A 26224-nucleotide genomic window follows, 5' to 3' on the forward strand; every position below is an offset into this window, starting at 1 on the left:
GTCTGCTGGATGGTCACCAGGGTATCGCGGATACCCGAAGAAAGGGTCACAGGCATGGTCTATCCTTTTGAATTCCAGGAGCACATTTTCGTGCTAACTGACACCCTAGCCCCAGAAAGTTAATAACGCCCCACCATCCATAGTTAATAATGTATTTTCAGGTATTCGGATCGTCTCTACATGTTTCTGGGCCGCGTCGCTTCCGTCGTGTTCTAGGCTTGATAGCGCCGCATGGCGGCGGCGAGGTCGATGACCGCCGTGCAGGGAAAGTCGGGGACGTCGCCGAAGGCGATGTAGGCGGTCGCCTCCGCCTCGCGGGTGTCGCCCTGGCAAAGAAGCGTGACGTCCGGCTCGACCTTGATGACCTCCCGGAAGATCGAGAAGCAGCGCTCGCTGACCACGATCGAGCGGTGTCCGGTGCGGACCAGTTCCAGCACGCAGGCCTCCATGGCCGCGAGCGAGCTCAGCTCCGCGCACACCGACGGCGCCAGCGGCGTGATCCCGTAGGCTTCGAGCCGGCACTTCAGGTGCCAGGCGTGCAGCCAGTTCTTGTTGCCCGAATACAGATGCAGGTTCAGCGCGACCTCCATCCGGATGTTGGTGAACTGCTGGATCCGCTTGAGCAGATCGGGCTGCCCCTGGATCCACGACGGGTCGTGGCGCCGGGCGGCGGCCGCGAGATGCTCGATCCCCCCCCGGTACTCGTCCCAGCCGAACAGGGTCTCCACGTTGCCGACATGGGTGTCGTGCCCGCGCGAGACCGCCGTCACGATCGCGTACGGCTCGGGGGCGAACACGACGTCGCCGATCTCGAGCGCGTTCGAGAGCTGCGAGAAGAAATGGTAGGTCGTCCGGTCGTAAGGACCGGCGATGTCCGCCACCGCGTTCGTCCGGATGATGTACCACTCGGGGAAGACGTGTCGGTCGAGAACGAAGTCGAGGCAGCGCCCGTGCTCGCCGCGATAGAAGCGCATTTCGCTGTCGATTTCGTACGCACGACCGGATATCTTGTTGTCGCTGTACTCGTCGAGCAGGAACCACGGAGCCTGCACCATGACGATGTCGGGGTCTTGCGCCATCCGCAGGATGTGCTGGCGCAGGGTCTCGCCGATCAGCAGGTCGTCGTTGCCGACGTAAGCCGTGAAATGGCCCTTCGCCTCGCGCAGGCACGAGAGGTAGTTCGGCCGGAAGCCGACATTCGTCGCGTGACGGATCGACCGGATGTGCGGGCAGGTCTCCGCCCATGACGCGACGATATCCTGGGTGTTGTCCGGAGACGCATCGTCGACGACGAGGATCTCATAGCTGAATCCGATCTGGTCCAGCATCTTGACGTGGTGCTTGAAGAACCGGTCGAGGAGATCCGTCCGCTTGTAGGTCGGCAGGACGATCGAGAGCACCGGCCGCGCGAGCTGCGGCTCGGCGATGCCGTACGACTCGTCCGACGGGGAGGCATCCCGCGCGGAAGCGGCGGCGGCGTGGGCGAGGGACATGAGGCGCTCCGAAGCTGCCTGACAGAAGTTGGACCCGAGATGGTGCGAAGGGAGGACGGATCAGAGCCAGAACCGGTTGGCACAGAATTCCGGCGAAACCAGCTGGCGCGCGGCCACGGGCTCGGCTTCGTCGATGAGGCGCGCGACGCCGTAATCGGCGAGATCGACGGCCAGCCACTCCGCGACGATGTCGAAGTAGTGCTGCTGCAGGACGGTGGAGGCCGGGTTCAGGTTGGTGAGGAACACCAGCCCGGTCGGGGCGGCATCCGTCGCGATGGCGCGGATGTCCGGCCGGTAGCGCCGCAGGATCGGCAGGAGCTTCCAGACGTCGCCTGCCCAGAAATCGGGATTGCGCGACTGGGCCCGCCGCGGATCGTTCATGCTCCGGGCGGTGATGTGCGCGTCCCCCGGCAGGCAGTCGTGCAGGACGACGACCGAGTTGGGCCGGCAGTGAGCCTCGGTATGGATCAGGTCGCGCAGGAGGAACTCGAACCGATGCATGCCGTCGAGGAACGCCAGGTCGATCGGCGCACCGAAGATCGCCGTCGGATCGTGGTCCTTGAAGAAGGCGTCGCTGGTCTTCTGGAAGAGGTGGAGCACCTGGCATTCGGTGGGAAGCCCGCCGGTGATCCGGAATTCCGGATCGACGGCGATCGTCGGGCAATGCGACAGCCGCAGCGTGTTGCCCGTGAAGGTTCCGACCTCGAGATACGTCGCCGGCCGCAGGTTGCGGTGGATCGCCTTCAGGATCTCGAGGTAGTTGACCCCGCCGACGCGGGCGAAGCAATCTTCACCCGATGCGGGTTTGGTGTGGAGGAACTGCATCGCCGGTATCCTGGAAGCTCGAAAGGCGGAGGTCGTCTCAGGCGCTCAGGGCCTGCGGGGGCGCCTGGCGGGTATCGGGCACCTCCGCCGCCGCGTTGACGCGCTCGACCGAGGCGACGAGGCGGGCGAGTTCCGACACGAGAGCCGCCTGGTCCCAGTTCATGAAGTCGTGCTTCAGGGCCTCCCGGCGCGCGAAGATCTCGGCCCCCTTGCGCATCTGGAAGACGTCGGCGAGATCCGACTTCGCGATCGCCAGCATCACGCCGACCATCTCGTCGGACAGCTGCTCGATGGACCATTCCCGCATCGCGATCCGCAGCAGGCGTTCCGTCTCGCTCATCATGGCCGGCGGCGCGTGCGAGGCCGAATCGAGGCAGGCGACGCTGAACTTGACGACTTCGCTGATGTTCGGGATGTAGCGCGCCCGCAGGGCGTATTCGCTGACTTGCTTGTTGCGGAAATCGACCCCGGAGAAATCCTCGTACGCCGCGAGGGTGCGGGCCTCGCCGAGGCCGAACATGTCGAGGTCCGCCGTGTCCCTCGGATGGGTCGAGCGCCCGTGCCGGGTCATGTGGTCGAAGCGCATGTAGGCGCGCCGGGTCATGTCCATCGTGCGCGCCTCGTGGGCGGCGTCGTAGTTGGTCTTGCGCTTGAGCGTGTTGTTCTGACGGTACTGATGCCACATCGTGCGTTCGGTGACGGAATACACGTCCCAGCCATGCGTGAAGAGGCGCACGGCGTAGGAGGCTTCCTCCAGGGCGAAGCACTGGTAGGGATCGTAGGGCACGTCCCGGATCATCTCGCCCGGCCCGAACACGCCGCCCGCCAGAATGAACGGCATGCGGAACTGCTCCTCGACGGGCTCGGTCGGCCACACGCCGGTGAAGCGGATGCCGCCGCAATCGTGGAAGGGTCCGGTGGACAGGAGGCCGGGATACAGGTCCGACAGCACGTCGCCCGGCGACAGGTAGGGCGGCGAGGCGAACGAGAGCAGCGACTTGTCGTTGGGGCAGCGCCGCAATTCGTCGACGAGCGCCGTGTCCCAGCCCTTCGCGAAGATCATGTGCGCGTCGATCTGGAGGAAATACGCCTCGCCGCGCCACAGGCTCTGGGCCAGGAAGCGCGCCCAGCACACGCCCCGGCTCTCCCGCCAATCGAAGCGCAGCTCGCGCACGCGATCGACCGGGATCTCGGGGCCGGCCAGGTGGTCGATGTCCTCGACGGGGTCCATCTGCCGGACGAGCCCGACCGTGACGCGCTCCGGCCGGTCGGCCTTGGCGAAGAGGTCGGCGATCGTCCTCTGGCATTCCGGATCGCGGAAGGCCGCGATCGAGACGAAGATGCGGTCGTGCCCCCACACCTTGTCGGGAACCGTCGGATCCCCCTCCGCGCGCACGGCGAGGGCGCGCTCGTGGTGGCCCTGCAGGTCCTGGTCCTGTAACGGCCGAGCAAGATGCAGCATCGTAGAGCTCGAAGGCTGGCCGACCGCGGAAGGTCGCGTGAGGCTGGTGCGGGGATCGTCGCCGGGCCGCGGATGGCGGCCGGACGGGGCTTATCTCAGAAGCTGGAGGACCTGCTGGTCGCGCTGGGTGGCGAGCGACAGGGCGGTCTGGGCGAGCTGGCCGCGGGTGTTGAGCGAGCCCGAGCCGCTCTTCAGCGTGTTGACCATCGAGGTCGTGAAGGCCTGGCGCGCCGCCACGATCGCCTGCGTCGAGCCGAGGCCGCTGGCCTCCGTCCGCAGCGTACCGATCGCGGTGCTCAGCTGCGTCAGCTTGGCGGCGATCGCCGCGTCGCCGACCGTGTTGCTCGTCGCCGAGGTACCGCCGGCCACCGTCGTCGCGTTGGTCCACGCGCCCGCGGCCGCCGTCGCCACGCCGAGGTTGTTCGAGGTCAGGGCGCCGGTGCCCATCGAGCCGGCATTCGTCTGGATCGACAAGGTCGAGGTGGTCGACTTGGCGTCGAACGACACCGAGAGCTTGTCGCCGTTGAGCAGGTTGGTGCCGCCGTAGCCCGAGTTCTTCATCAACTCGTCGACCTGGGAGAGGACGGTGTTGAACTGGGTGGTCAGGGTGTTGCGGCGGGTCGGGTCGCTCTCGGCGGCGGCGGAGTTCGCCAGGCCCTGGGCGGTCTGGAACAGCTTGGTCATGCCGTCGATGCCGGAGCTCGCGGCGGTGAGGGTGCGCACGGCCTGCTGCATGTTGTCCTGCAGGCCGGACAGGTCGCTGGCCCGCTGGTCGAGGCCGGCGGCAGCGAAAAAGTTCAGCGGGTTGTCGAGGGCGGAGTTGACCTTCTTGCCGGTCGCCAGCCGATTCTGAGCGATGGTCGCGTCGGCAACGGTCTGCTGAATGGTCACCAGGGTATCGCGGATACCCGCAGAAAGCGTCACAGGCATGGGTCGATTTCCACTTCGTCAAGCCAGTTGCCGTGTTGTACGCCATTAATGATTAATAAAACGTTCTCCTCGCCCCGCCGCGGCCGTACCATGGGGCTCCGGAACGGCGCCTGACGCGGATCACGGCAGCGTCACCGACGACAACCACGCGGTCCGGGATTACTCCGGATTGCATCGACCGGGGCGGATGAGATCAGACGACATGACGACGATCATCATGCCTCGATAGCGGCGGATCGAATTCTTCCCAATATAATATATCATTCAATTTTCGTGTCATATATATTATTTTTTTTCGTTATTTACTATACAAATCAAATTTGATTTCGTTTTTCGTATCATTTATTGATTTTCTGACAGTTTATATCGTAATTCAATGCCGCGATCACGTAGATATCACTCTCGTTGGCCTCGCCGATACACTTCAAATTGGCTCGGAGCATCCGAGCGCAAGATCATATCTATGCCTTTACCGAGCGATGGGCCGCGAACCGGTCGCCGTACGAAGACGCCGACCAGCGGCCTTCGCGCCACTTATTCACAATCCGCCCACGAAAAGGGGAGGCGGGCGCGGCGCAGACAGCCCCGTTCGGTCTCGGCGTTTACTCTTTTCCCGCTGAGAGGAGCCGGCACAGCCCGCGACCGACGATCTCTGCCGGCGCATCCCGGTCTTCCTAAGCAGATTTCGCCGAAGTGGTTACCGGTTCGGCGCCGAAAATCTGCGACGAAACAAGAACCTAAGCGGGCGAAGCGTTGGCCTGCCAACGCAAGTCTGCTTAGGCATCACGTCCTAGGCCGCCCGGTCGAGCGGCTATCGTTCTAAGGGGAGGGCATGGATACCGGGGGGAGCGATCGCGCCGTCCCGGGGGATGGATCGAAACGGCGATCTGCGACCGCGGCATCCCCGAACCCCGCCGCCCTGTCGCGGAACGGGCCGGCGCGCCGATGCCGTCGGGCGGTGGGGCAGGGCAGGATCCTGCCGCCGGTGCCCTCGGCGTCTCGGGGCGCGATCCGCAAGGTGCCGTCCGGCCGTCGGGGCGGAACACCTCGCGAAGGCGATGGCGGAGACACGCGACGCGCCGGGGCATCGAGGGGGTTGCACGCGAGCGGCCCAGGCCGCCGACCCATGCGGGGCGGCGCCCGGGGACGTCCGAGGGGAGAATCGCCGTCGCGATGCGGCCTGACGAGCGCAGGTCAGGCGGCGCGCGGCCGGCCTCGCGTCACTCGACCAGATTCGTCAGGTATTTTTCGTAGTTGATGAGCTCCTGCCCGGCCTTGAGGGCCAGGTAGTAATCACCGTCTTCGATCTTTTTATGGATGTCGGCGATGTACAACCCCATCGACGGTACGCTGGTCATGATCTCGTTCGCGTGCTGCACGAACTCGTTCTCGATCAGGAGATCCTTGTCGGTCAGGTAGATCGCCTGGAGGATGACGTACAGCTTCTCGCAGGCGGTCCTGGCCTGGCTTTCCGTCAGGATGTCCTTCTCGCGCAGGAATTTCGCCTTCGTCTCGAAGGTCAGCGAGGCGCGACGACCGCCGTTGCGGATCGAGACATCGCCGATGATCAGCCGCTCGTGCGGTTTGAGGTCGATGCGCAGGGCCATGAATCGAGCACTTTTTTCCCACCCTTCCTTGCGGCATCACGGTTAATTTTTGCCTAACCATGCCGGCACGGAGGCCTGACGAGGCGGTGCGGCGACACCGCCTGCGGCATGGCCCGGTATCCCGTGGGGGAGCGGTCGCGGCACGCTCCCTTCGGGTGGCCGTCGTGGTAACGGAAGCTACGGAACGGTCCCCGGGCACCTCGCGGGACCGGCGATGCGGCATGCCCCGCCGCGTCGCGAGGCGCGTTCGCAGGCCGTCATGACCCCTTTGCCCGCTCCCTCCCTCCGCCGGCCCGGGCCGGGTACGTCGCCGGCGGGGCGGGCCGTGCGGGATTTCGCCTGGGCCGGGGCGATCGTGCTGCCCTGCGCCCTGTTCGCCGTCCTGGCGACCCGGATGCTGGGGCCGCTCGCCCTGTTCTGGCCGGCCAACGCCGTGCTGCTCGGCATGCTGCTGCGCCATCCCGGCCGCGCCACCCCGGCGGCGTGGCTCGGCGCCCTCGCGGCCTATCTGGCGGCGGATCTCGCCGTCGGCACCGCCTGGCTCCCGACCGTGTGGCTCGCCCTCGCCAACCTGGCCGGCGTCGGGACCGGCTACCTGGTCGCCGGCCGCGTCCTGACGGACGGTGCGCGCCGTCTCGACCAGCCCCGGGCCATGCCGTCGGTGCTGGTCGTCTGCCTTGCCAGCGCCGCGGCCGAGGCCCTGATCGGGGGGGCCGCCGGCGCGGTGGTGTTCGGGCGCGGGTTCGTCGCCAGCCTGCTCGACTGGTTCAACGGCCAGCTCGCCGTGGCGATCATCCTGCTGCCGCCGTTCCTCGCGGCGCCGCGGCGGCCCCTGCGCCTTCTCCTCGAGCGGCTGCGCGCGGGCCCCCGGTGCCGGCGCGAGGACCTCCTGCCGGTGGCCGCCCTCGCGCTGTCGCTGGCCTGCGCGGTCGTCCTCGGGGGGCCGGGGGTGCTGGCACTGCCCGTCCCGGCCCTGATCTGGTGCGCCCTGCGCTATCCGGTCTTTCCGACGCTGGTGCTGACGGCATCGATCAGCGTCGTGCAGCTCTTCGCCATCGCGGTGGGCCTGCTGCGGCTGCCGGACAGCAACTTCCTCTACATCAACTCGGTGATGTCGGCGCGGCTCGGCATCGCCCTGGTGGCGCTCGGACCGATGGCGGTGGCCATCGTCAACGGCGCCCGCAACGATCTGCTGCGCCGGCTCGACCACCTGGCGCGGCACGACCACCTCACGGGCGTCCTGCGGCGCGGAGCCTTTTTCGAGCGGGCCGGCGCGATCCTGGCCGAGCTCGCCGCCGCGGGCCGGCCGGCGGCGGTGCTGATGATCGACATCGACCACTTCAAGCAGATCAACGACCGCTTCGGCCATGCACAGGGGGACCGGGTTCTGGCGGCGGTCGCCGCCGGGCTGCAGGCGGGCCTGCGCGAGGGCGCGATCCTGGGACGGCTCGGCGGCGAGGAATTCGCCGTGCTGCTGCCGGCGGCCGGGGCGAGCGAGGCTTGGCTCGCCGCGGAGCGCCTCCGCCTGCGGGTGGCGGCGCTGTCCGTGCCGGCCGAGGACGGCGCGGGCGGATCCGTCCCGCCCCTGTCGGGGATGAGCGTGAGCCTGGGTCTCGCGGTCGCGGACGCGGACCGGCCGCCGTCCCTGGAGGCGCTGCTCGCCCAGGCCGACGCGGCGCTCTACGCCGCCAAGGCGGCCGGGCGGAACCGGGTGGAGCGGGCCGCCTGACATCGGCGGGGCAGAGCGGCGTGGGGCTGGATCCGCGTTCGACCTCCGATGCCCACCGCCCGACCCGTCGGGATGCGAAAGGTCGCGGTCCGGGCTGGACAGGAGGCGGCCACCGCGCCCAACAGGAGGCGGGCGGCCCCGTCTCGCGGCGGCGCCATCGAGCCACGCGGCGGGAGGCCGACATCATGCGCAGGGCGACGATTCACGGTGCGGCGGTTCGCGGTGCGGCACTGGCCTGCCTGCTGCTGCCGCTTCCGGCGGAAGCGCAGACCGCGACGAACCTCACCGCCCTGAAGGGGCTCGCCACCGTGAGCGCGCTGCCGCGGACCGAGGCCGGGCGGGCGGCGCTCGCCGCCAACCTGCGGGTCACCGGCGACATCCAGTCGGGCGCCGGGCAGCAGCCCTACCTGATGCCCCTCGACGAGCAGCGGCAGCTCGCCCTGCGCGACTGCTTCATCACCGACGGCAACGCCACCGAGCTCGCCGACGGGCTCGGCAGCCGGCTCGGTACGATCTACCAGGAGCGGGCGCGCTACACCGACTACAAGACCTTCGGCAACGTGACCCAGTCGGTCGCCGACGTGATCGGCTACACCAACAACATCACCAAGTCGGATTCGAACTCCGGAAAATACTTCTTTGCCAACGGCACCACCGACGGCAAGGCGCCGGTCTCGGAGGCGGCCGCGGCGATCCTCGCGGCACGCGGCGGCGTCGCCGACGTGTTCGGCAAGGCCTACGAGCGGCCGGCCGGCGCCAAGGGTGCCGACGCCTACGGCAATTCCCGCCCGTTCCAGACCCTGGCGCGGCTCACCGCCTATCGCGGGGCCGACTATTTCGGGCAGGGCTCGCACAGCCTCGACTGGCTGCACGGGCCGAGCCAGAACCTGACCGACAGCCCGTCCTATCCGAGCGGCCACACCACCTACGGCTACACCGAGGCCCTGGTCCTCGCGCTCCTCGTCCCCGAGCGCTACCAGCAGATGATCGTGCGGGCGGCCGAGTACGGCAACAACCGCATCGTCGTCGGCGCGCATTACGCCATGGACGTGCTCGGCGGACGCACGGTGGCGCTCCACGCGGTCGCCCACCTGCTCGCCAACGATCCGGCCTATGTCGGCCAGATCCGCAAGAACCCGGCGGTGATCGGCGAGATGAGCCGGGCCACCAACGACGCGGTCGCGATCACCGATTACCGCGCCGCCCTGGAGGCCGCCCGCTCCGACCTCGCCCGGGTGCTCAAGGAGGTCTGCGGCGACGCGGTGGCGACCTGCGCGCAGGCCGATACCGGCCGGTTCCGGGACGCCACCGCCAACGCCGCCTTCTACGAGACGACCCAGACCTACGGCCTGCCGGTGGTCCATGCCGAGACCGCCGGCACGGTCGAGGACGTGGCCAAGCTCGCCCCCGAGGCGGGTCACCTCCTGACCGCGGCCTTCCCGTCCCTGTCCCTGGCGGAGGCGAACGTCATCCTGACCGAGACGCAGGGGCCGGGCGGCGGCTTCCTCGACGACGGCTCGGCCTTCGGGGTCTATTCGCGCCTCAACCTCTACGCGGCTTCGGGCAAGGCGGCGGAACTGGCCGCGCGCAAGCAGGCCGGACGCTGAGGCGATCCGGGCGGCGCCGATCCGGCGGGCGGGACGCCCGGTCGCCGGATCGCGCGGGCACGAGACGGCGCCGAGATGAGGGGCCCTCGATAGGGGGCCCTGCTCGGATGCGGTCTGACGATGTCGCGCTCCGATACCGGGGCTTCAAGGATGCGGTCCGCGGCTTGGGATTCTGAGGCAAGAAACTGGGACGCAGCGACGTTTCCCGCATGTCGCATCCGTGTTTGAACTTAAGCCACGACAAACCTGCAGTGGCTCATCCGACCATGTCGAAGCGAAGCTCCTCCTCGATCCCGGCCTGGCTGCGTCGTCGCGGCTACTCCCCCCGCGCGATGGTGGCGATCGCCGCCGCGATCCGGCGGACCGGCCGGAGCCGCGACGCCGAGGCGACGGAGCGCGCCTGCCTGATCATCCCGTTCCCCAAGCGCCCGCTGTCGTCGGCTCCCTCCGTGGCGGCCGGCGAGGGCGGCCTGCTCCAGGTCGGCGCCTGAACTGAGAAAGGCGCCCGCGCCTGATCACGCGCCGAGCCCGAGCGGGCGCGTGAACCTGAAGGAGGCCCGCCGAGCCTACGGACCGGCCGGGCGTTCCTCCTCAGCTGCCCGGGTTGACGAACAGGCTGTCGAATTCGCCGGGCTCGTAGTCGCGGCCGGTGATGTCGGTGATCACGACCCACTCGTGGCCGTCCGCCGCGAGTTCGTCGGCCTTGTCCAGGGCCGCCTGCGGCGAGGTCCGCTGGTAGGAAAGGTGCCCATCCGGCGTATGGGCCGTCACAACAAGATGCATGGCTCTCCCTGTCTGTCGCAGGAGCCATACTACCGGAACATGACTGCCGGAGCGAGTCGGTGGCGGTGGCGGGATCGTCCGGACCGCGCTGCCGCACCGTCACGGAGCGGCCGTACTCCGGCGCTAGCCCTCGCTCGAGCGCTAGCCCCTAGCGCATCGCCGCTGTCCCGGAGGTCGTCCGATGCCCGTGCTGCTCGCCGCAGGCTCCTGCCTCGCCCTCGGCATCGCCCTCGTGGTGCTGCTCGGGCTCAGCGCCTGACGGGTTCGCACCCGGGCGGCCTGCCGTCGCGCGGGCTCGCGCTTGCGCGAGCCGGAGTGAGGGTCACAGCAGCGCCCGCGCGGCCTGCGCGATCTTGCGCACCGAGACGTCGACCGACTCGGCCGAGCCGCTGATCCGCTCCACCGTCCGGCGCACCGCGGCGACGCCCTCGGCGGCGCCCTGCATGCTGGCCGACATGTCGCGGGTCGCGCCGGCCTGCTGCGCGATGGCGGAGGCGACGCCGACCGAGATGTCGCTGACCTCGCCGATCGCCGCCGCGATGGCGTCCATCGCCGACACCGCCGACGCGGTGGCGCCCTGCACGGCCGCGATCTGCGTGCCGATCTCGTGGGTCGCCTTGGCGGTCTGCCCGGCGAGCTCCTTCACCTCGGCGGCCACGACCGCGAATCCCCGGCCGGCCTCGCCGGCCCGGGCCGCCTCGATGGTGGCGTTGAGGGCGAGCAGGTTGGTCTGGTCGGCGATGGCGCGGATCAGCGACACCACCTCGCCGATCCGCCCGGCGGCCTCGGCCAGCCCGTTGACGATGGAGCCGGCGTCCCGGGCCTGGCGCAGCGCGACCTCCGAGGCGGCGCGAGCCTCCTCGGCGTGGCGGCCGAGCGCGGCGACGGAGGCCGAGAACTCGCCGGCACCGGCGGCCACCGCCTCGACGCTGTCGGCGGCCCGGACCGTCTGTTCGGCGCTGGCGCGGGCCTGGTCCGACACGTCGGTGACCGCGAGCGTGACCGCGGCGATGTCGGACTCGATCGCCCGCTGGCCGGCGGCCAGGCGTTCGCGGTCCCGGACCTCGTGGGTGATGTCGGTGGCGAACTTCACCACCGCGCAGGGCCTGCCGTCGAGGCCGAGCACGGGGTTATAGGCGCCGAAGATCCAGACCTCCCGCCCGTCCTTGCCGACGCGGCGGAACTCCCCCGCCTGGTGGCGGCCCTCGGCCAGCGCCCGCCAGAACGCGAGGTAGGCCGGGTCGTCGCGCTGCGCTTCGGGAACGAACAGGCGGTGGTGGTGCCCCACCACCTCGTCGCGGGCATAGCCCATGGTGGCGAGGAAGGCGGCATTGGCCTCGGTGATCACGCCCTCGGGCGTGAAGTGGATCACCGCCTGCGACCGGTCGAGGGCTGCGACTTGGCCCGCCAGGTAGGCGTCGCGCTCCTTGCGGGCGGTGATGTCGGAGGCGAGCTTCACCACCCGGACGACGCGGCCGCGGCGATCGAGCACCGGGTTGTAGGACGCCTGGATCCAGATCGAGCGGCCGTCCTTGGCGATGCGGCGGAACTCGCGGGTCTCGAACCGGCCCTGCCGCAACCCGTCCCAGAACGCGGCGTAGTCCGGGCTCTCGCGCTCCTCGGGCGGCATCAGCAGGCTGTGGTGACGGCCGCGGAGCTCGGCCAGCGAGTAGCCGATGAGGGCCAGGAAACACGCATTCGCGTCCCGGATCGTTCCGGCGGGGTCGAACTCGATCCGTCCCTGGGATCGGTCGACCGCCGCGAGGAGCGCGGCATGGCGGGATTGCAAGAAGGGCACGGCGTCGACCTCTCGGGGACTTGCCCGTCACGATGCACCACGAATCTTATTGGATAGTGAAGGACAGGATGCGTCCTGTCCAACATCTAACAGTAAATGGATGCGGCTTTTCGCAAATGCTCAATCGGAAACACATGTTAAATGACAGCAGGCGTGCAGCGATGCGCGGTACCTCCGGGCAAACCTGGCCCATGGCCTCGGGACGGAAGGCAAGTTCGACAATGGAGCGTCGCCGTGGCACCCATCCGCGCGAGCCGAAGCCGATCGGCCGCCGCGGGACCGGTCGTGCGGGATCGACGCTCTCGATCGCCGCGGTCGCGCCGGCAGACGGCAGCCAGACGCGCCGATGTTTCGGGGCGAGGCCCTCCGCCCGATCGATTGTCCGCCCGCACGCCTGGATTACGGGCGCAGCCCGGAGCGACATGGAGGATGGCCGATCCGGCCGCGTCGGGATTGTCGCCCGTCCCGCGCCGGCCGGTCGATCGCGCTGCGAACGCTGCGCGGTCACCTTCGCGAGATCGGGGGCCGTTCGACCGGCTCCGAAGACCGGGTCTTTCCCCGACCTCGCGACGAGGCCGCGGGCAGGAGGCAAGACCCCTCGGGCAAGAATCGTCGGGCAAGAATCGTCGCGCAAGACCCTTCGGGACCGAACAGCGGATTGCCGTTCAGAACAGCTTCTTCAGCTCGCTCTTCAGGATCTTGCCGTTGGGGTTGCGCGGCAGGATCTCCTCGTGGAGCAGGACGCGGACCGGCACCTTGAACGAGGCCAGGCGGGCGGCCACGAAGGCGCGCAGCTCCTCCTCGCTCGTCTGCGCACCGCGGGCGATCGCCACCACGGCGCCGGGCTCCTCGCCGAGCGTCGGATGCGGGATGCCGACGAGGGCGGCGTCGACCACCGCCGGGTGCTCGTAGAGGACGCTCTCGACCTCGCCGCAATAGATGTTCTCGCCACCGCGGATCAGCATGTCCTTGGCCCGGTCGACGATGGTGACGAAGCCCTCCTCGTCGATCCGCGCCAGGTCGCCGGTGCGCAGCCAGCCCTCGCGCATCACCTCGGCATCGGCGTCGGGCCGGTTCCAGTAGCCCGCCACCACGTTGGGGCCCTTGACCCACAACTCGCCGACCTCGCCGGGGGGCAGGGTGCGGCCCTCCGGGTCCACGGCGCGAGTCTCGCAGACCGGCAGGGCCGGGCCGCAGCTGTCGGGGCGGTGGACATAATCCTCGCCCTGGTGGTGCGTGAAGGTGCCGGAGGTCTCGGTCATGCCCCAGCCGGTGGCGGGCTGCGCCTTCGGGAAGGCGGCGCGCAGGCGCCGGACCAATTCGGCCGGGGCCGGGGCGCCGCCGTAGCTGATCGTCTCCAGGGAGGAGAGGTCGTGGGTGCCGGCCGCCATCCCGTCGAGGAGCTGGAACGCGATCGTCGGCACGCCGCCGGCACTGGTGCAGCGCTCGCGCTCGATCAGCGCCATGGCGCGGGCGAGGTCCCAGCGCCGCATCATCACCAGGCGCCCGCCGCGATAGAGGTTCGGTACCAGGGTGGCGAAGCAGCCGGTGACGTGGAAGAGCGGGATCGACAGCAGGGCGGCCCGCTGGGGCGCGGCCGGGTCCGGCGCCGGCACCGGCTCGCCCCGGCGCAGGAAGGCCCGCGCGGCCGAGAACGGATGCGCCATCACCCCGCAGGCGCCGGCCCGGTGGGTGCCGATCGCGCCCTTCGAGCGGCCGGTGGTGCCGGAGGTGTAGAACAGGGTGGAGACGTCCTCGGGGCCGACCGCGACCTCCGGCAGGCTTCCCTCCGGCAGCCCGGCCCACTCGGCGACCGGGCCGATGATGTCGGACAGGCTCTCGGTACCGGGCGCGACCGGCGCGCGGGCGAGGAGCACCCGCGCGAGCGCCGGGTAGGCGGCGCGGCGCTCCGCGATGCGGGCCCAGCGCTCCTCGTCGACGATGGCGACGCTGGCGCCGGAATCCAGGAAGCCGTGATCGAGCTCGGGGCCGGTCCACCAGGCGTTGAGCGGCGTGACGACCGCGCCGGCCAGGATCGCGGCGAAGAACGCCACCGGCCATTCCGGCAGGTTGCGCATCGCCACCGCCACCCGGTCGCCGGGCCGGACCCCGCCGCGGATCAGGTCGGCGGCGAGCGCCAGGGTGGCGCGGCCGAACGCCTCGAACGTCGCGCGCTCGTCCTCGTAGACCAGGAAGGTTTTTTCGCCATGCGCCCGCCCGGCGACGAAGACGTCGCGCAGGGTCAGCGGCGCGTTGGCCCAGATCCGGGTCGGCACGCCGCGGATCGGGGTCTCGGCGACGGCGAAGGGGGAACCGGGCGCGGTCAACCGGGCGGTCGCCTCGGCGAAGGGGAGGGCGGGCCAGAGAGGCGCGGTCATGTGCGGCGCAGTCATCGGCGGGCTCGTGATGGGTGGACTCTCGGGCGGTGCGGAAGGGGATGGGCGCTCAGGTGATGGTCTGGCCGCCGTCGATCACGATGCTCTGGCCGGTCATGAAGGCGCCGGCCGGGCTCGCCAGGAAGACCGCCGCTCCCGCGATCTCGTCGGGCTGGCCGATGCGGGCGAGCGGCGTGCGCGCCGTGTAGGCGGCCCGCGACGTCGGGTCCTCCCACAGGGCGCGGGCGAAGTCGGTCTGGATCAGGCCCGGCGCGATGCAGTTGACCCGCACGTTGTGGGGCCCGAGCTCGACCGCGAGGTTGCGGGCGAGCTGGAAATCGGCCGCCTTCGAGACGTTGTAGGCGCCGATCACGCCCGACCCCTTCAGGCCGCCGACCGACGAGACGAGGATGATCGACCCGTCCCTCCGCTCGATCATGCCGGGGGCGCAGAAGCCGATCAGCCAGTGGCTGGCAATCACGTTGTTGTCGAGGATCTTGCGGAACTGGTCGTCCGAGATGCCGCTCATCGGCCCGTAATACGGGTTCGAGGCGGCGTTGCAGACGACCGTGTCGATGCGGCCGAAGCGGTCCTCGGTCCCCTTGGCCAGCCGCTCGAGGTCGGCCTTCGACGAGATGCTGGCGGGGATCACGATCGCCCGCTCCTCGCCGTGGCGGGCGTTGATCGCCTCGGCCACGGGTGCGCAGGCCTCCGCCTTGCGCGAGGAGACGACGACCTTCGCGCCGTGCTCGGCCAGGCGCTCGGCGATGGCCCGGCCGATGCCGCGCGACGAGCCGGTGACGACGGCGACGCGGCCGGTCAGATCGAAGAGCGGCGTCTGCATGGAGCGTCCTCCCGGGTGGGCCTTTGCCAAAACAGGCCTTGCTTTTGCGCCGACCTTAGCCCCGTATGACGATTAAGCAAGCCGCCTTTTCGAAAACGCGGCCGTGGGGAGGGATGGACGCGGGGCTTACCCCTCGCTCAGGTCCCGGTTTCGGGGCCCTTGCGGCACCATACCCAATCCCCGATAATGAGGCAGAACCCCGTGCTGCCGGAAGAGCGGCGCCGGGACCATCGGAGGAACCGAGATGCGGGAAGCCGTCATCGTCGCCACCGCGCGCACCCCCATCGGCAAGGCCTACCGGGGCGCGTTCAACGACACGCAAGGGCAGGCGCTCGGCGGCCACGCCATCGCGCATGCGGTGCAGCGCGCCGGCATCGACCCGGCCGAGATCGGCGACGTGGTGATGGGCGCCGCGCTCCAGCAGGGCTCGACCGGCGGCAACGTCGCCCGCCAGGCCGCTCTCAGGGCGGGCCTGCCCGAGACGGTGGCGGGCATGAGCCTCGACCGGCAATGCGCCTCGGGCCTGATGGCGATCGCGACGGCCGCCAAGGAGATCATCACCGACGGGCTCGCCGTCGCGGTGGGCGGCGGGCTCGAGTCGATCTCGCTCGTCCAGAACGACAAGGTCAACCGCTTCCGCGGCCAGGATCCGTGGCTCGTCGAGCACGTGCCGGCGATCTACATGACGATGATCGAGACCGCCGAGAACGTCGCGGCGCGCTACGGCATCAGCCGCGAGGCCCAGGACGCCTACGCCCTGCAATCGCAGCAGCGCACCGCCAGGGCGCAGGCCGAGAACAAGTTCGCCGACGAGATCGTGCCGATGGACGCCCGCATGGCGGTGGTCGACAAGGCGACCGGCGCGGTCTCGCACAAGGACGTGACGCTCTCCCAGGACGAGGGCAACCGGCCCCAGACCAAGCTCGAGGACCTTCAGGGCCTCAAGCCCGTGTTCAAGGACGGCCTGCGGATCAAGGAAGGCCGGTTCATCACCGCCGGCAACGCGAGCCAGCTCTCCGACGGCGCGGCGGCGGTCGTGCTGATGGAGGCCCGCGAGGCCGAGCGCCGCGGCCTGACGCCGCTCGGCGCCTATCGGGGCATGGCGGTGGCCGGCTGCAACCCGGACGAGATGGGCATCGGTCCGGTCTTCGCGGTGCCCAAGCTCCTCAAGCAGCACGGGCTCAGGGTCGAGGACATCGACCTGTGGGAGCTGAACGAGGCCTTCGCCAGCCAGGTGCTGTATTGCCGCGACACGCTCGGCATCCCGGACGAGCGCCTTAACGTCAACGGCGGCGCGATCTCGATCGGCCACCCCTACGGCATGTCGGGCGCCCGGATGACCGGTCACATCCTGCTGGAAGGCCGCCGCCGGGGCGCCAAGTACGGCGTGGTGACGATGTGCGTCGGCGGCGGCATGGGCGCCGCGGGCCTGTTCGAGATCTACTGATCCTGCCACATTCCGGCTCGTGACGGCGCCCGCCGAGAGGCGCCCGGAGGAGACCGGCAGAGGGACGAAGCCGAAGATGGCTCAAGACGTGAACGCGAACGACAACGTCGTGTCGACCGCCCGCGAGGGCGCTGTCGCGGTGCTGACGCTGCAATCCGGCCCGGTCAACGCGCTCGGCACTGCGCTTCGCCAGGGCATCCTGGCGGCGGTCGAGGCCGCGGAGGCCGATGCTGCCGTCGAGGCGATCGTGCTGATCGGCGGCGGCCGGATGTTCTCGGCCGGGGCCGACATCACCGAGTTCGGCAAGCCGCAGAGCGGCATCAGCCTGCCCGACCTCCTCAACCGCATCGAGGCATCGACCAAGCCGGTCGTCGCGGCGATCCACGGCAACGCGCTCGGCGGCGGGCTCGAGACCGCGCTCGCCTGCCACTACCGGGTGGCGGTGCCGAGCGCCAAGGTCGGCCTGCCGGAGGTCAAGCTCGGCATCCTGCCGGGTGCAGGCGGCACCCAGCGCCTGCCGCGGGTGGTGGGGCCCCGCAAGGCCCTCGACGTCATCGTCGGCGGTTCGCCGATCGGCGCCAAGGCGGCGGCCGCGATGGGGCTGATCGACGAACTGGCGCCGGAAGACGGTCTTCGCGCCCACGCGGTCGCCTTCGCCGAGCGGGTGGTGGCGGAAGGCCGGCCGCTCCTGAAGATCCGCGACCGCGACGACAAGATCGCCGAGGGACGCGAGAATCCCGGCCTGTTCGCGGCGTTCCGCGAGGAGAATGCCCGCAAGACCCGCGGCTTCGAGGCTCCGCAAGCCTGCATCGCCTGTATCGAGGCGGCCTGCCGGCTGCCCTTCGACGAAGGGCTGGCCTTCGAGCGCGCGGAGTTCCAGAAGCTCGTCTCCGGCACCCAGTCGGCGGCGCAGCGCTACGTCTTCTTCGCCGAGCGCCAGGCCGCCAAGATCCCGGACGTGCCGGACGACACGCCCGCCCGCACCATCGCCCGCGTCGGCGTGATCGGTGCCGGCACGATGGGCGGCGGCATCTCGATGAACTTCCTCAACGCCGGCATCCCGGTGACGATCGTCGAGACGAAGCGCGCCGCGCTCGACCGCGGCCTCAAGACCATCCGCACCAACTACGAGAACACCGCCAAGAAGGGCCGGCTGAAGCCCGAAGACGTCGAGACCCGGATGGGCCTCCTTACCGACACCCTGGAGCTCGAAAAGCTCGCCGAGTGCGACCTCATCATCGAGGCCGTGTTCGAGGATATGGGCATCAAGAAGGAGATCTTTTCCAAGCTCGACACCATCGCCAAGCCCGGCGCGATCCTGGCCTCCAACACCTCCTACCTCGACATCGACGCCATCGCGGCGATGACCAGCCGGCCGGCCGACGTGATCGGCATGCACTTCTTCTCGCCGGCCAACGTCATGCGCCTGCTGGAGGTCGTGCGCGGCGAGAAGACCGCCAAGGACGTCATCGCGACCGCGATGCAGATCGGCCGCAAGGTCGGCAAGATCCCGGTGCTGGTCGGCGTCTGCCACGGCTTCGTCGGCAACCGCATGCTGGCCCAGCGCCAGCGCGAGGCCAACCGTCTGATCCTGGAGGGCGTCACCCCCTGGGACGTCGACCGGGTGGTCTACGAGTTCGGCCTGCCGATGGGCCCGTTCACCATGAGCGACCTCGCCGGCCTCGACATCGGCTGGAGCCGGGAGACCAACAAGTCGGAGAGCGTGCGAGACCTCCTGTGCGAGCAGGATCGCCGCGGCCAGAAGACGAGCGCCGGCTTCTACGACTACGACGCCAAGCGCAAGGCGACGCCCTCCAAGGTGACCGAGGAGATCATCGCGAAGGTCGCCGAGCGCCAGGGCGTGGCGCGCCGGAACGCCAACGACCAGGAGATCCTGGAGCGCACCCTCTACCCGATGATCAACGAGGGCGCGAAGATCCTCGAGGAGGGCAAGGCGATCCGAGCCTCGGACATCGATATCGTGTGGATCAACGGCTACGGCTGGCCGGTCTATCGCGGCGGCCCGATGTTCTGGGCCGACACGATCGGTCTGCCGAAGGTGCTGGAGCGCCTGCGCGCCTACGAGGCCGAGTACGGCGAAGACTTCAAGCCGTCGGCCTTGCTGGAGCGGCTCGCCGCCGAGGGCAAGGGCTTCAAGGACCTGTAGCGCCGTTCAACCCTCCCCCCTCTGCGGGGGAGGGTGCCCGGCTGCGAGTGCGAAGCACTCGTGCGCCGCGCGGGAGAGGGGACGCCGCTTCCGGATATGGCGGCATCGTTCTGACGGACGCCCCCTGGATCAGCGTCGCGCTGCCCCTCTCCCGGCCCCTGCTCACGCAGGGTCCACCCTCCCCCGCAGAGGGGGGGAGGGTTCGGCGTCGAGCCAGACATTCGAGACAACAAACGAGTCAGGAGGCACCCCATGGACCTTCGCTTCACCCCCGAGGAGCGCGCCTTCCGCCAGGAAGTCCGCACCTTCTTCCAAGAGAATCTCCCGCAGGAGATCCGCCAGAAGCTGATCGACGGTCGTCATCCGTCGAAGGACGACATCGTCATCTGGCAGAAGATCCTCAACAAGAAGGGCTGGGCGGTGCCGAACTGGCCCGTCGAGTGGGGCGGCACCGGCTGGGATCCGGTGCGCCAGTACATCTTCTTGGATGAACTCCAGAGCTTCCCGGCCCCGTCGCCGCTGCAATTCGGCGTCTACATGGTCGGGCCGGTGATCGCCCAGTTCGGCAACGAGGCGCAGAAGAAGCACTTCCTGCCCCGCATCGCCAACATCGACGACTGGTGGTGCCAGGGCTTCTCCGAGCCGGGTTCGGGCTCCGACCTCGCCTCGCTCAAGACCAAGGCGGTGCGCGAGGGCGACCAATACATCGTCAACGGCCAGAAGACCTGGACTACGCTCGGCCAGTACGCCGACTGGATCTTCTGCCTGGTGCGCACCGACGCCACCGTGAAGAAGCAGGAGGGCATCAGCTTCCTCCTCATCGACATGAAGACGCCCGGCATCACCGTGCGGCCGATCCAGACCATCGACGGCGGCCACGAGGTCAACGAGGTCTTCTTCGACGACGTGAAGGTGCCGGTCGAGAACCTGGTCGGCCAGGAGAACAAGGGCTGGGACTACGCCAAGTTCCTGCTCGGCAACGAGCGCACCAACATCGCCCGGGTCGGCGTCTCGAAGCAGCGCATCCGGCGCCTGAAGGAGCTGGCGGCGATCGAGCGGGTCGGCGACACGCCGATCCTGGAGAACCCGCGCTTCCGAGAGAAGCTGGCGGCGCTCGAGATCGAGCTGAAGGCGCTGGAGATGACCCAGCTGCGCGTGGTGGCCGCCGAGCGCACCCGCGAGAAGGGCAAGCCCGATCCGGCCTCCTCGATCCTCAAGATCAAGGGCTCGGAGATCCAGCAGGCGACGACCGAGCTGCTGCTCGAAGTGGTCGGCCCCTACGCCCTGCCTTACGTGGCCGAGGACGAGGGCGACGATTCCTTGAGCAACGAGCCGCCGGTCGGCCCCGACTGGGCGGGGCCGGCGGCGCCGACCTACTTCAACTGGCGCAAGATCTCGATCTACGGCGGCTCGAACGAGATCCAGAAGAACATCATCGCGAAAGCGATCCTGGGGCTGTAGCCCCGGGGCTTCCTTACTCACTCCGCCCTTTCCCGGACGACTAGAGCGTCAGCGGAAGGAGATCCGGGAACCAGCGCAAGGACTCGCGAAGCGACCGATCTCTGCAACGTTGCAACCTGCAGAGCCGCTTCGCGGCACTTTCCCTGCTGGATCCCGGATCTCCCTCCGCTTCGCTTCAGTCGTCCGGGAAAGGGGTGCGTCATCGTTTTCGGCCGTGCGGCCGGCCCCCGACCGATCAGGAACACACGTCGATGGATTTCGATCTGAGCGAGGAGCAACGCCTCCTCAAGGACAGCGTCGAGCGGCTTCTCGCCGACCGCTACGACTTCGAATCCCGCAAGCGCTACGGCCGTGAGCCCGAGGGCTTCGCCAAGGCGATGTGGGCGGCTTACGCCGAGCAGGGCCTGCTCGCGGTGCCGTTCTCCGAGGAGGATGGCGGCATCGGCGGCGGGCCGGTCGAGACCATGATCGTCATGGAGGCGTTCGGCGGCGCCCTGGCGCTGGAGCCCTACCTGGCGACGGTCGTACTCTCCGGCGGCGTGCTGCGTCATGCCGCGAGCCCGGAGCAGCGCGCCGAATGGCTGCCGGGCCTCATCGCCGGCGAGACCCGCTACGCTCTCGCGCATAGCGAGCGCCAGGCCCGCTACGATCTCCACGACGTCGGCGTCACCGCGCGCCGCGACGGCGACGGGTGGGTGCTGGAGGGCGAGAAGTCGCTGGTCCTGCACGGCGATAGCGCCGACCGGCTGATCGTCTCCGCCCGGACCTCCGGCTCGCGGCGCGACCGCGACGGGATCGGGCTGTTCCTGGTCGAGGCCAACGCCGAGGGCGTGTCGCGCCGCGGCTACCCGACCCAGGACGGCTTGCGGGCGGCGGAAATCTCGCTGTCCTCGGTCCGCGTCGGGGCGGACGCGGCGATCGGCGATCCCGCGGGCGCGCTCCCGGTGATCGAGCGGGTCACCGACGAGGCGATCGCCGCGCTCTGCGCCGAGGCGGTCGGCGCCATGGACCGGATGCACAACCTGACGGTCGAGTACCTCAAGACCCGCAAGCAGTTCGGGGTGACGATCGGGTCGTTCCAGGTGCTGCAGCACCGGGCCGCCGAGATGTTCATCGCGCTCGAACAGGCCCGCTCGATGGCCTTCCTCGCCACCATGATGGCGGGTGAGGACGATGCGGAGGAGCGCGCTCGCGCCATCGCCGGCGCCAAGGTGCAGATCGGCCGTTCCGGCCGCATCGTCGGTCAGGGCGCGGTGCAGCTCCATGGCGGCGTCGGCGTCACCATGGAGTACAGCGTCGGCCACTACTTCAAGCGGGTGACGATGATCGACCAGCTCTTCGGCGACGCCGACCACCATCTCGGCCGCGTCGCCCGGATGGGCGGGCTGATCGCCGCCTGACGCAGAACCGCGCGGGAGATGAATCCCGCTCATCTCGGCGCGGATAAAACTCGTTTGAGTTCCGCCCCGGGCGATTGTTGGGTGATCGTGCCTCAAGAGCACCCGACAATCCCCGGGAGGGACCCCAAGATGACCGGCACCGAGCCGCGCGCGCTCGCGGATGCGATCCGCTTTCTGTCCATCGACGCCATCGAGCGGGTGGGCGAGGGGCATCCGGGCACGCCGCTGGGCGCCGCCGACACGGTGACGGCGCTGTTCACCCGCCACCTCAAGTTCCTGGCCCGCGAGCCCCTGTGGTTCGACCGCGACCGCTTCGTCGAGTCGAACGGCCACGGCTCGATGCTGCTCTACTCGCTGCTCCACCTCTCGGGCTACGAGGGGATCGGGCTTGACGACATCAAGCGCTTCCGCGAGCTCGGCTCGCCCTGCGAGGGCCATCCGGAATACGCCCCCGCCCACGGCATCGAGACCACCACCGGCCCGCTCGGCCAGGGCATCGCCAACGCCGCCGGCATGGCGCTGGCCGAGGCCTATCTCAACCGCTGGCTCGGGCCCGACATCATCGACCACCGGACCTATGCGCTCGTCGGCGACGGCTGCCTGCAGGAGGGCGTCGGCCAGGAGGTGATCTCGCTCGCCGGCCATCTGCGGCTGGGGAAGCTCACCTTCCTCTGGGACGACAACCAGATGACCGACGACGGCGCGATCGACCTCGCGCTGAGCGACGACATGGCGGCGCGCTTCCGCCTGAGCCACTGGCACGTCCAGGAGGTCGACGGCCACGACATCGAGGCGGTCTCGGCGGCGCTGCTGCTCGCCAAGGCCGATCCGCGCCCCTCGATGATCCGCTGCTCCACGGTGATCGGCCGCGGCCTGCCCGGCGTCGAGGGCACGCGGGCGGCCCACTCCGCCCGCATCCCGGCATCTTTAAGCGAGGCCGCCCGCAAGGCCCTGAACTGGCCGCACCCCGCCTTCGAGATTCCGGACGAGATCCGCGCCGCCTGGCGCGAGGCCGGCGAGCGCAACGCCCCCGAGTTCGACTCCTGGACCCGCCGCGTCGCCGCCCTGCCGCCGGAGCGCCGCCGCCTGCTCGACCGCCTGCGCGAGGGCAAGCTGCCGGAGGGCTGGGAGGCGCCGTTGCAGGCCTTCCGCGACGAGGCGGCCCGGTCGGGCACGGCGCAATCCGGCATCGCGCTCTCGGGCGAGCTGGTCGACCGCCTCGCGGACGCCATCCCCGAACTCCTCTCCGGCGCACCGGACCTCGAGGGCGCGACCCAGCACAAGCGCAAGCTCAAGGCCTTCACGGCCGAGGACCAGGGCGGGCGCTACGTCCATTACGGCATCCGCGAGCACGCCATGGGGGCGATGATGAACGGCATGGCCGCCCATGGCGGCGTGGTGCCGGTCGGCGTCACCTACCTGGTCTTCTCGGATTACCTGCGCCCGGTGTTGCGGCTCGCCGCCATGATGGGGCTGCCGGTGCCGTTCGTGTTCAGCCACGATTCGGTCGGCATCGGCCGCAACGGCCCGACCCACCAGCCGGTCGAGTACCTGGCCTCGCTCCGCGCCATTCCCAACATGCTGGTGCTGCGCCCGGCCGACGCCGTCGAGGCGGCGGAATGCTGGGAGATCGCGCTCCAGACCCGCACCGGCCCGTCCTCGCTGATCTTCGCCCGCCAGGCCCTGCCGGCCGTGCGGCGCGACGGCGCGGGCGAGAACCGCTCGGCCCACGGCGCCTACGTGCTGGAGGAGGCGACCGGCCCCCGCCGCGTCACGCTGCTCGCCACCGGCTCCGAGGTGGCGCTCGCCGTCGAGGCGCGCCGGCGGCTCGAGGAGGAGGGCATCCCGACCGCAGTGGTCTCGATGCCGTCCTGGGAGCTATTCGAGCGCCAGGACGCCGCCTATCGCCGCGAGATCCTGGGCCCGGGCACCGTGCGGGTCGGGGTCGAGGCGGCGGTGCGCCTCGGCTGGGACCGCTATCTCGGCGAGGACGGCGGCTTCGTCGGCATGAGCGGCTTCGGCGCCTCGGGCGCGGAGGCCGACCTCGCCCGCCATTTCGGCCTCACCCCGGAGCGGGTGGTCGAGGAGGTGCGGGCGCGGCTCTGAGGAGCGTGGCCAGCGAGGGTTTCCCTCTCGCCGGCCGGGGCCGGGATGGCGGCCGCTACTGCGTCCCGCCCTTCGCCTCCTTCTGGAACTCGTCGATCACGTCCTTGCCGACCCGCTTGGCCATGTCCGCGGTGACCGGCTCCAGGGCCGCCTTCCAGGCCGCCTTCTCGTCGGGGGTAAGGGTGACGAAGGTGGTCTTGCCCGACTTCTTCATCTCCTCGAGCGCGTCGGCATTGTCCTTGTCGGCGACCTGGTTGGCGTAGACGGTCGCCTCCGTCATCGCCTTGTCGAGTTCGGTGCGCACCTCGGCCGGAAGGCCGTCCCAGAACTTCTTGTTGGTGATCACGGCATAGCCGATATAGCCGTGATCGGACAGGGTAATGAACTTCTGCACCTCGTGGTGCTTCTGGGTGAACATGTTCGAGGGGGTGTTCTCCGAGCCGTCGACGACGCCGGTCTGCATGCCCTGGTAGACCTCCGAGAAGGCCATCACCTGCGGGAGCGCCCCGAGCGCGCGGAACTGCGCCTCCAGCACCTTCGAGGACTGGATCCGCATCTTCAGGCCGCGGAAATCGGCCGACATCCGCAACGGCTTGTTGGCGCTCATCACCTTGAAGCCGTTGTCCCAGTAGGCGAGCCCGATGATGCCCTTCGATTGTAGCTTGTCGAACAGCCGCTTTCCGAGCGCCCCGTCGGTGACCCGGCGCAGGGCCGCCTTGTCGGGCAGGATGTAGGGCAGGTCGAAGACCTCGAACTCCTTGGCGCCGAGCGGGCCGAACTTCGCCAGCGACGGCGCCAGCATCTGCACCGCGCCGAGCTGCAGCGCCTCGACCTCCTCCTTGTCCTTGAACAGCTGCGAATTCGGGTAGACCTCGACCTTCACCTTGCCGTTCGTGTACTTCTCCGCCAGCTCCTTGAACTTGTCGGCGCCGCGGCCCTTCGGCGTGTCGGGCGCGACGACATGGCTGAACTTGATCACGATCGGCGCCTGGGCCAGGGCGGCGCCCGACAGGAGCAGCAGGGCGGTGCCGGCCGCGAGGGCGCGGCGGGTCAGGGTCGGCATGGCGTTTCCTCGTTGTCGCGGTCTGTTTCGCGTTCTGGTTTGGTCGCAAGGCTGACAGTTCGGGTCCGCCGGCGCAAGGCGACGATCGCTCGCCGGACCTTATCCGTGCGCTGACGCTCCCCGCTCCGGTCACAGGCGAGCGGTGAGACGAGGTGAGATGGCCCGTGCAGCGCGGGGCTCCTCAGCCCTCGGCCTCCGCCTCCATGCAGACCGCTCCGCCGACGGCGGTCCAGCCGCGGAAATCCTCGGCCTCGCGTCGCCCCGCCACCGCGAAGCGCGAGCCGGCGATCATCGGCGCGACGCCGCGGTAGCGGAATCGCGCCGGCACCCTGCCGAGGCGCTGCGCCGCGAGGTTGAGGAGCAGGCTCGCCTGCATCGGCCCGTGCACGACGAGGCCGGGATAGCCCTCGACCTGCGTGGCGTAGGAATGGTCGTAGTGGAAGCGATGGCCGTTGAAGGTCATCGCGGAATAGCGAAACAGCAGCACGGAATTCGCCTCGACCGACCAGGCGGCCTCGTCCCCGGCGGGAACGGGTTTCGCCGCCGGCGCGGCGTCGTCCGGCCGGCTCGCCTCGCGGTAGACGATGTCCTGGCGGTCGCGGATCGCCGGGCCGCGCGCGGTCTCGTACTCGTGCCGCACGGTGACGAAGCACAGCGTACCGGTGCGCCCGTGCTTCACCGCCACGTCCGAGACCGTCTCGCGCCGCACCACCCGGTCGCCGATCCGCAGCGGCGCCAGGGTCTCGATCTCGCCGCCGGCCCACATCCGCCGCGGCAGCGGCACCGGTGGCAGGAATCCGCCCTTCGCCGCGTGGCCGTCCGGCCCGAGCGCGTCGGCCGCCGGGGTCTCGGGGGCGAGGCACCAGTGCAGCGCCAGCGGCGCCTCGCCCGATGCCACCGGGGCGAGGTGGGGGGCGAGCGTCGCCCGGTACTCGGCGACGAGGCGAGGCGTCACGATGTCCTCGACCTCCCGGCTGCGCCCGATCCAGCCGCGCAGATGGTCGATATCGATCTCGGGCATCCGGCACTCTCCCGTCGTCGCCCGCCGTCCCGGGCCTGTTCGCCCTTATAGCGACGGCTCTTCGCGCCCGCACATCTGCCGTCTGGACCCCGCCCCGGGCCGGTGC

The 26224-nt window shown here is 69.6% G+C and carries 19 protein-coding genes; 8 read left to right on the forward strand and 11 right to left on the reverse strand.

The window, feature by feature from the left end; all coding sequences use genetic code 11:
* Positions 1-212: 212 nt before the first annotated feature.
* The 5 genes from BMX97_RS11370 to BMX97_RS11390 all read right to left on the reverse strand — a co-directional run bounded on the left by BMX97_RS11370 (position 213) and on the right by BMX97_RS11390 (position 6317).
* Positions 213-1493, reverse strand: a complete 1281-nt coding sequence (locus BMX97_RS11370) for a glycosyltransferase family 2 protein (protein ID WP_091749549.1) — start codon at positions 1491-1493, stop codon at positions 213-215.
* 60 nt (positions 1494-1553) lie between these two features.
* Positions 1554-2318, reverse strand: coding sequence for a class I SAM-dependent methyltransferase (locus BMX97_RS11375; protein ID WP_091749552.1), 765 nt, complete (start codon positions 2316-2318; stop codon positions 1554-1556).
* Positions 2319-2355: 37 nt separating this feature from the next.
* On the reverse strand, positions 2356-3780 hold the full coding sequence (locus BMX97_RS11380) for a GlcNAc-transferase family protein (RefSeq protein WP_091749555.1): 1425 nt from the start codon (positions 3778-3780) through the stop codon (positions 2356-2358).
* A 90-nt stretch (positions 3781-3870) separates the two neighbouring features.
* Positions 3871-4671, reverse strand: coding sequence for a flagellin N-terminal helical domain-containing protein (locus BMX97_RS11385; protein WP_177202187.1), 801 nt, complete (start codon positions 4669-4671; stop codon positions 3871-3873).
* 1259 nt (positions 4672-5930) lie between these two features.
* Entirely contained in the window at positions 5931-6317 is a 387-nt protein-coding gene (locus tag BMX97_RS11390; RefSeq protein ID WP_091749561.1) for a flagellar biosynthesis repressor FlbT, read from the reverse strand.
* Between the two features lie 325 nt (positions 6318-6642).
* Between BMX97_RS11390 and BMX97_RS11395 the strand changes: the two genes are divergently transcribed.
* The 3 genes from BMX97_RS11395 (at position 6643) to BMX97_RS11405 (ending at position 10144) form a co-directional block, all read left to right on the forward strand.
* Positions 6643-8046 carry a GGDEF domain-containing protein gene (locus BMX97_RS11395; RefSeq protein WP_177202188.1) on the forward strand — a complete coding sequence of 468 codons (1404 nt, stop codon included), beginning with the start codon at positions 6643-6645 and terminating at the stop codon, positions 8044-8046.
* Positions 8047-8231: 185 nt separating this feature from the next.
* The gene (locus BMX97_RS11400; protein ID WP_091749567.1) at positions 8232-9653 is read left to right on the forward strand and encodes a phosphatase PAP2 family protein; all 1422 of its coding nucleotides are present in this window, start codon (positions 8232-8234) and stop codon (positions 9651-9653) included.
* A gap of 266 nt (positions 9654-9919) precedes the next feature.
* Complete coding sequence (locus BMX97_RS11405; RefSeq protein WP_091749570.1) at positions 9920-10144, forward strand: hypothetical protein; 225 nt, start codon at positions 9920-9922, stop codon at positions 10142-10144.
* A 100-nt stretch (positions 10145-10244) separates the two neighbouring features.
* On the opposite strand, the gene BMX97_RS11410 is transcribed toward BMX97_RS11405, so the two are convergent.
* From BMX97_RS11410 to BMX97_RS11425, 4 genes are all read right to left on the reverse strand, one after another.
* On the reverse strand, positions 10245-10436 hold the full coding sequence (locus BMX97_RS11410) for a hypothetical protein (RefSeq protein WP_143074604.1): 192 nt from the start codon (positions 10434-10436) through the stop codon (positions 10245-10247).
* A 322-nt stretch (positions 10437-10758) separates the two neighbouring features.
* The gene (locus BMX97_RS11415; RefSeq protein WP_091749576.1) at positions 10759-12234 is read right to left on the reverse strand and encodes a methyl-accepting chemotaxis protein; all 1476 of its coding nucleotides are present in this window, start codon (positions 12232-12234) and stop codon (positions 10759-10761) included.
* Between the two features lie 665 nt (positions 12235-12899).
* Positions 12900-14627 (reverse strand): class I adenylate-forming enzyme family protein, encoded by a 1728-nt coding sequence (locus tag BMX97_RS11420; protein WP_091749580.1) that lies wholly within the window; start codon positions 14625-14627, stop codon positions 12900-12902.
* A gap of 52 nt (positions 14628-14679) precedes the next feature.
* Positions 14680-15453, reverse strand: coding sequence for an SDR family oxidoreductase (locus BMX97_RS11425; RefSeq protein WP_091749583.1), 774 nt, complete (start codon positions 15451-15453; stop codon positions 14680-14682).
* Positions 15454-15697: 244 nt separating this feature from the next.
* Here BMX97_RS11425 and BMX97_RS11430 point away from each other — a divergent pair, with 244 nt between their 5' ends.
* The 5 genes from BMX97_RS11430 (at position 15698) to BMX97_RS11450 (ending at position 24034) form a co-directional block, all read left to right on the forward strand.
* Positions 15698-16900 (forward strand): acetyl-CoA C-acyltransferase, encoded by a 1203-nt coding sequence (locus tag BMX97_RS11430; protein WP_091749586.1) that lies wholly within the window; start codon positions 15698-15700, stop codon positions 16898-16900.
* A gap of 76 nt (positions 16901-16976) precedes the next feature.
* Positions 16977-19067, forward strand: coding sequence for a 3-hydroxyacyl-CoA dehydrogenase NAD-binding domain-containing protein (locus BMX97_RS11435; RefSeq protein ID WP_091749589.1), 2091 nt, complete (start codon positions 16977-16979; stop codon positions 19065-19067).
* Between the two features lie 252 nt (positions 19068-19319).
* Positions 19320-20528, forward strand: coding sequence for a pimeloyl-CoA dehydrogenase large subunit (pimC, locus tag BMX97_RS11440; protein WP_091749592.1), 1209 nt, complete (start codon positions 19320-19322; stop codon positions 20526-20528).
* Positions 20529-20779: 251 nt separating this feature from the next.
* Positions 20780-21928, forward strand: coding sequence for an acyl-CoA dehydrogenase family protein (locus tag BMX97_RS11445; protein ID WP_091749595.1), 1149 nt, complete (start codon positions 20780-20782; stop codon positions 21926-21928).
* Positions 21929-22057: 129 nt separating this feature from the next.
* Entirely contained in the window at positions 22058-24034 is a 1977-nt protein-coding gene (locus BMX97_RS11450; protein ID WP_091749598.1) for a transketolase family protein, read from the forward strand.
* A 55-nt stretch (positions 24035-24089) separates the two neighbouring features.
* Here BMX97_RS11450 and BMX97_RS11455 read toward each other — a convergent pair whose 3' ends face one another.
* A complete protein-coding gene (locus BMX97_RS11455) occupies positions 24090-25097 on the reverse strand; it encodes a TRAP transporter substrate-binding protein (protein ID WP_091749601.1) in 1008 nt (335 codons plus the stop codon).
* A gap of 181 nt (positions 25098-25278) precedes the next feature.
* Positions 25279-26118, reverse strand: a complete 840-nt coding sequence (locus BMX97_RS11460; RefSeq protein ID WP_091749604.1) for an HTD2 family dehydratase — start codon at positions 26116-26118, stop codon at positions 25279-25281.
* Positions 26119-26224 lie beyond the last annotated feature (106 nt).

It is taken from the genome of Methylobacterium sp. ap11 (assembly GCF_900110515.1).
GTDB lineage: Bacteria > Pseudomonadota > Alphaproteobacteria > Rhizobiales > Beijerinckiaceae > Methylobacterium > Methylobacterium ajmalii.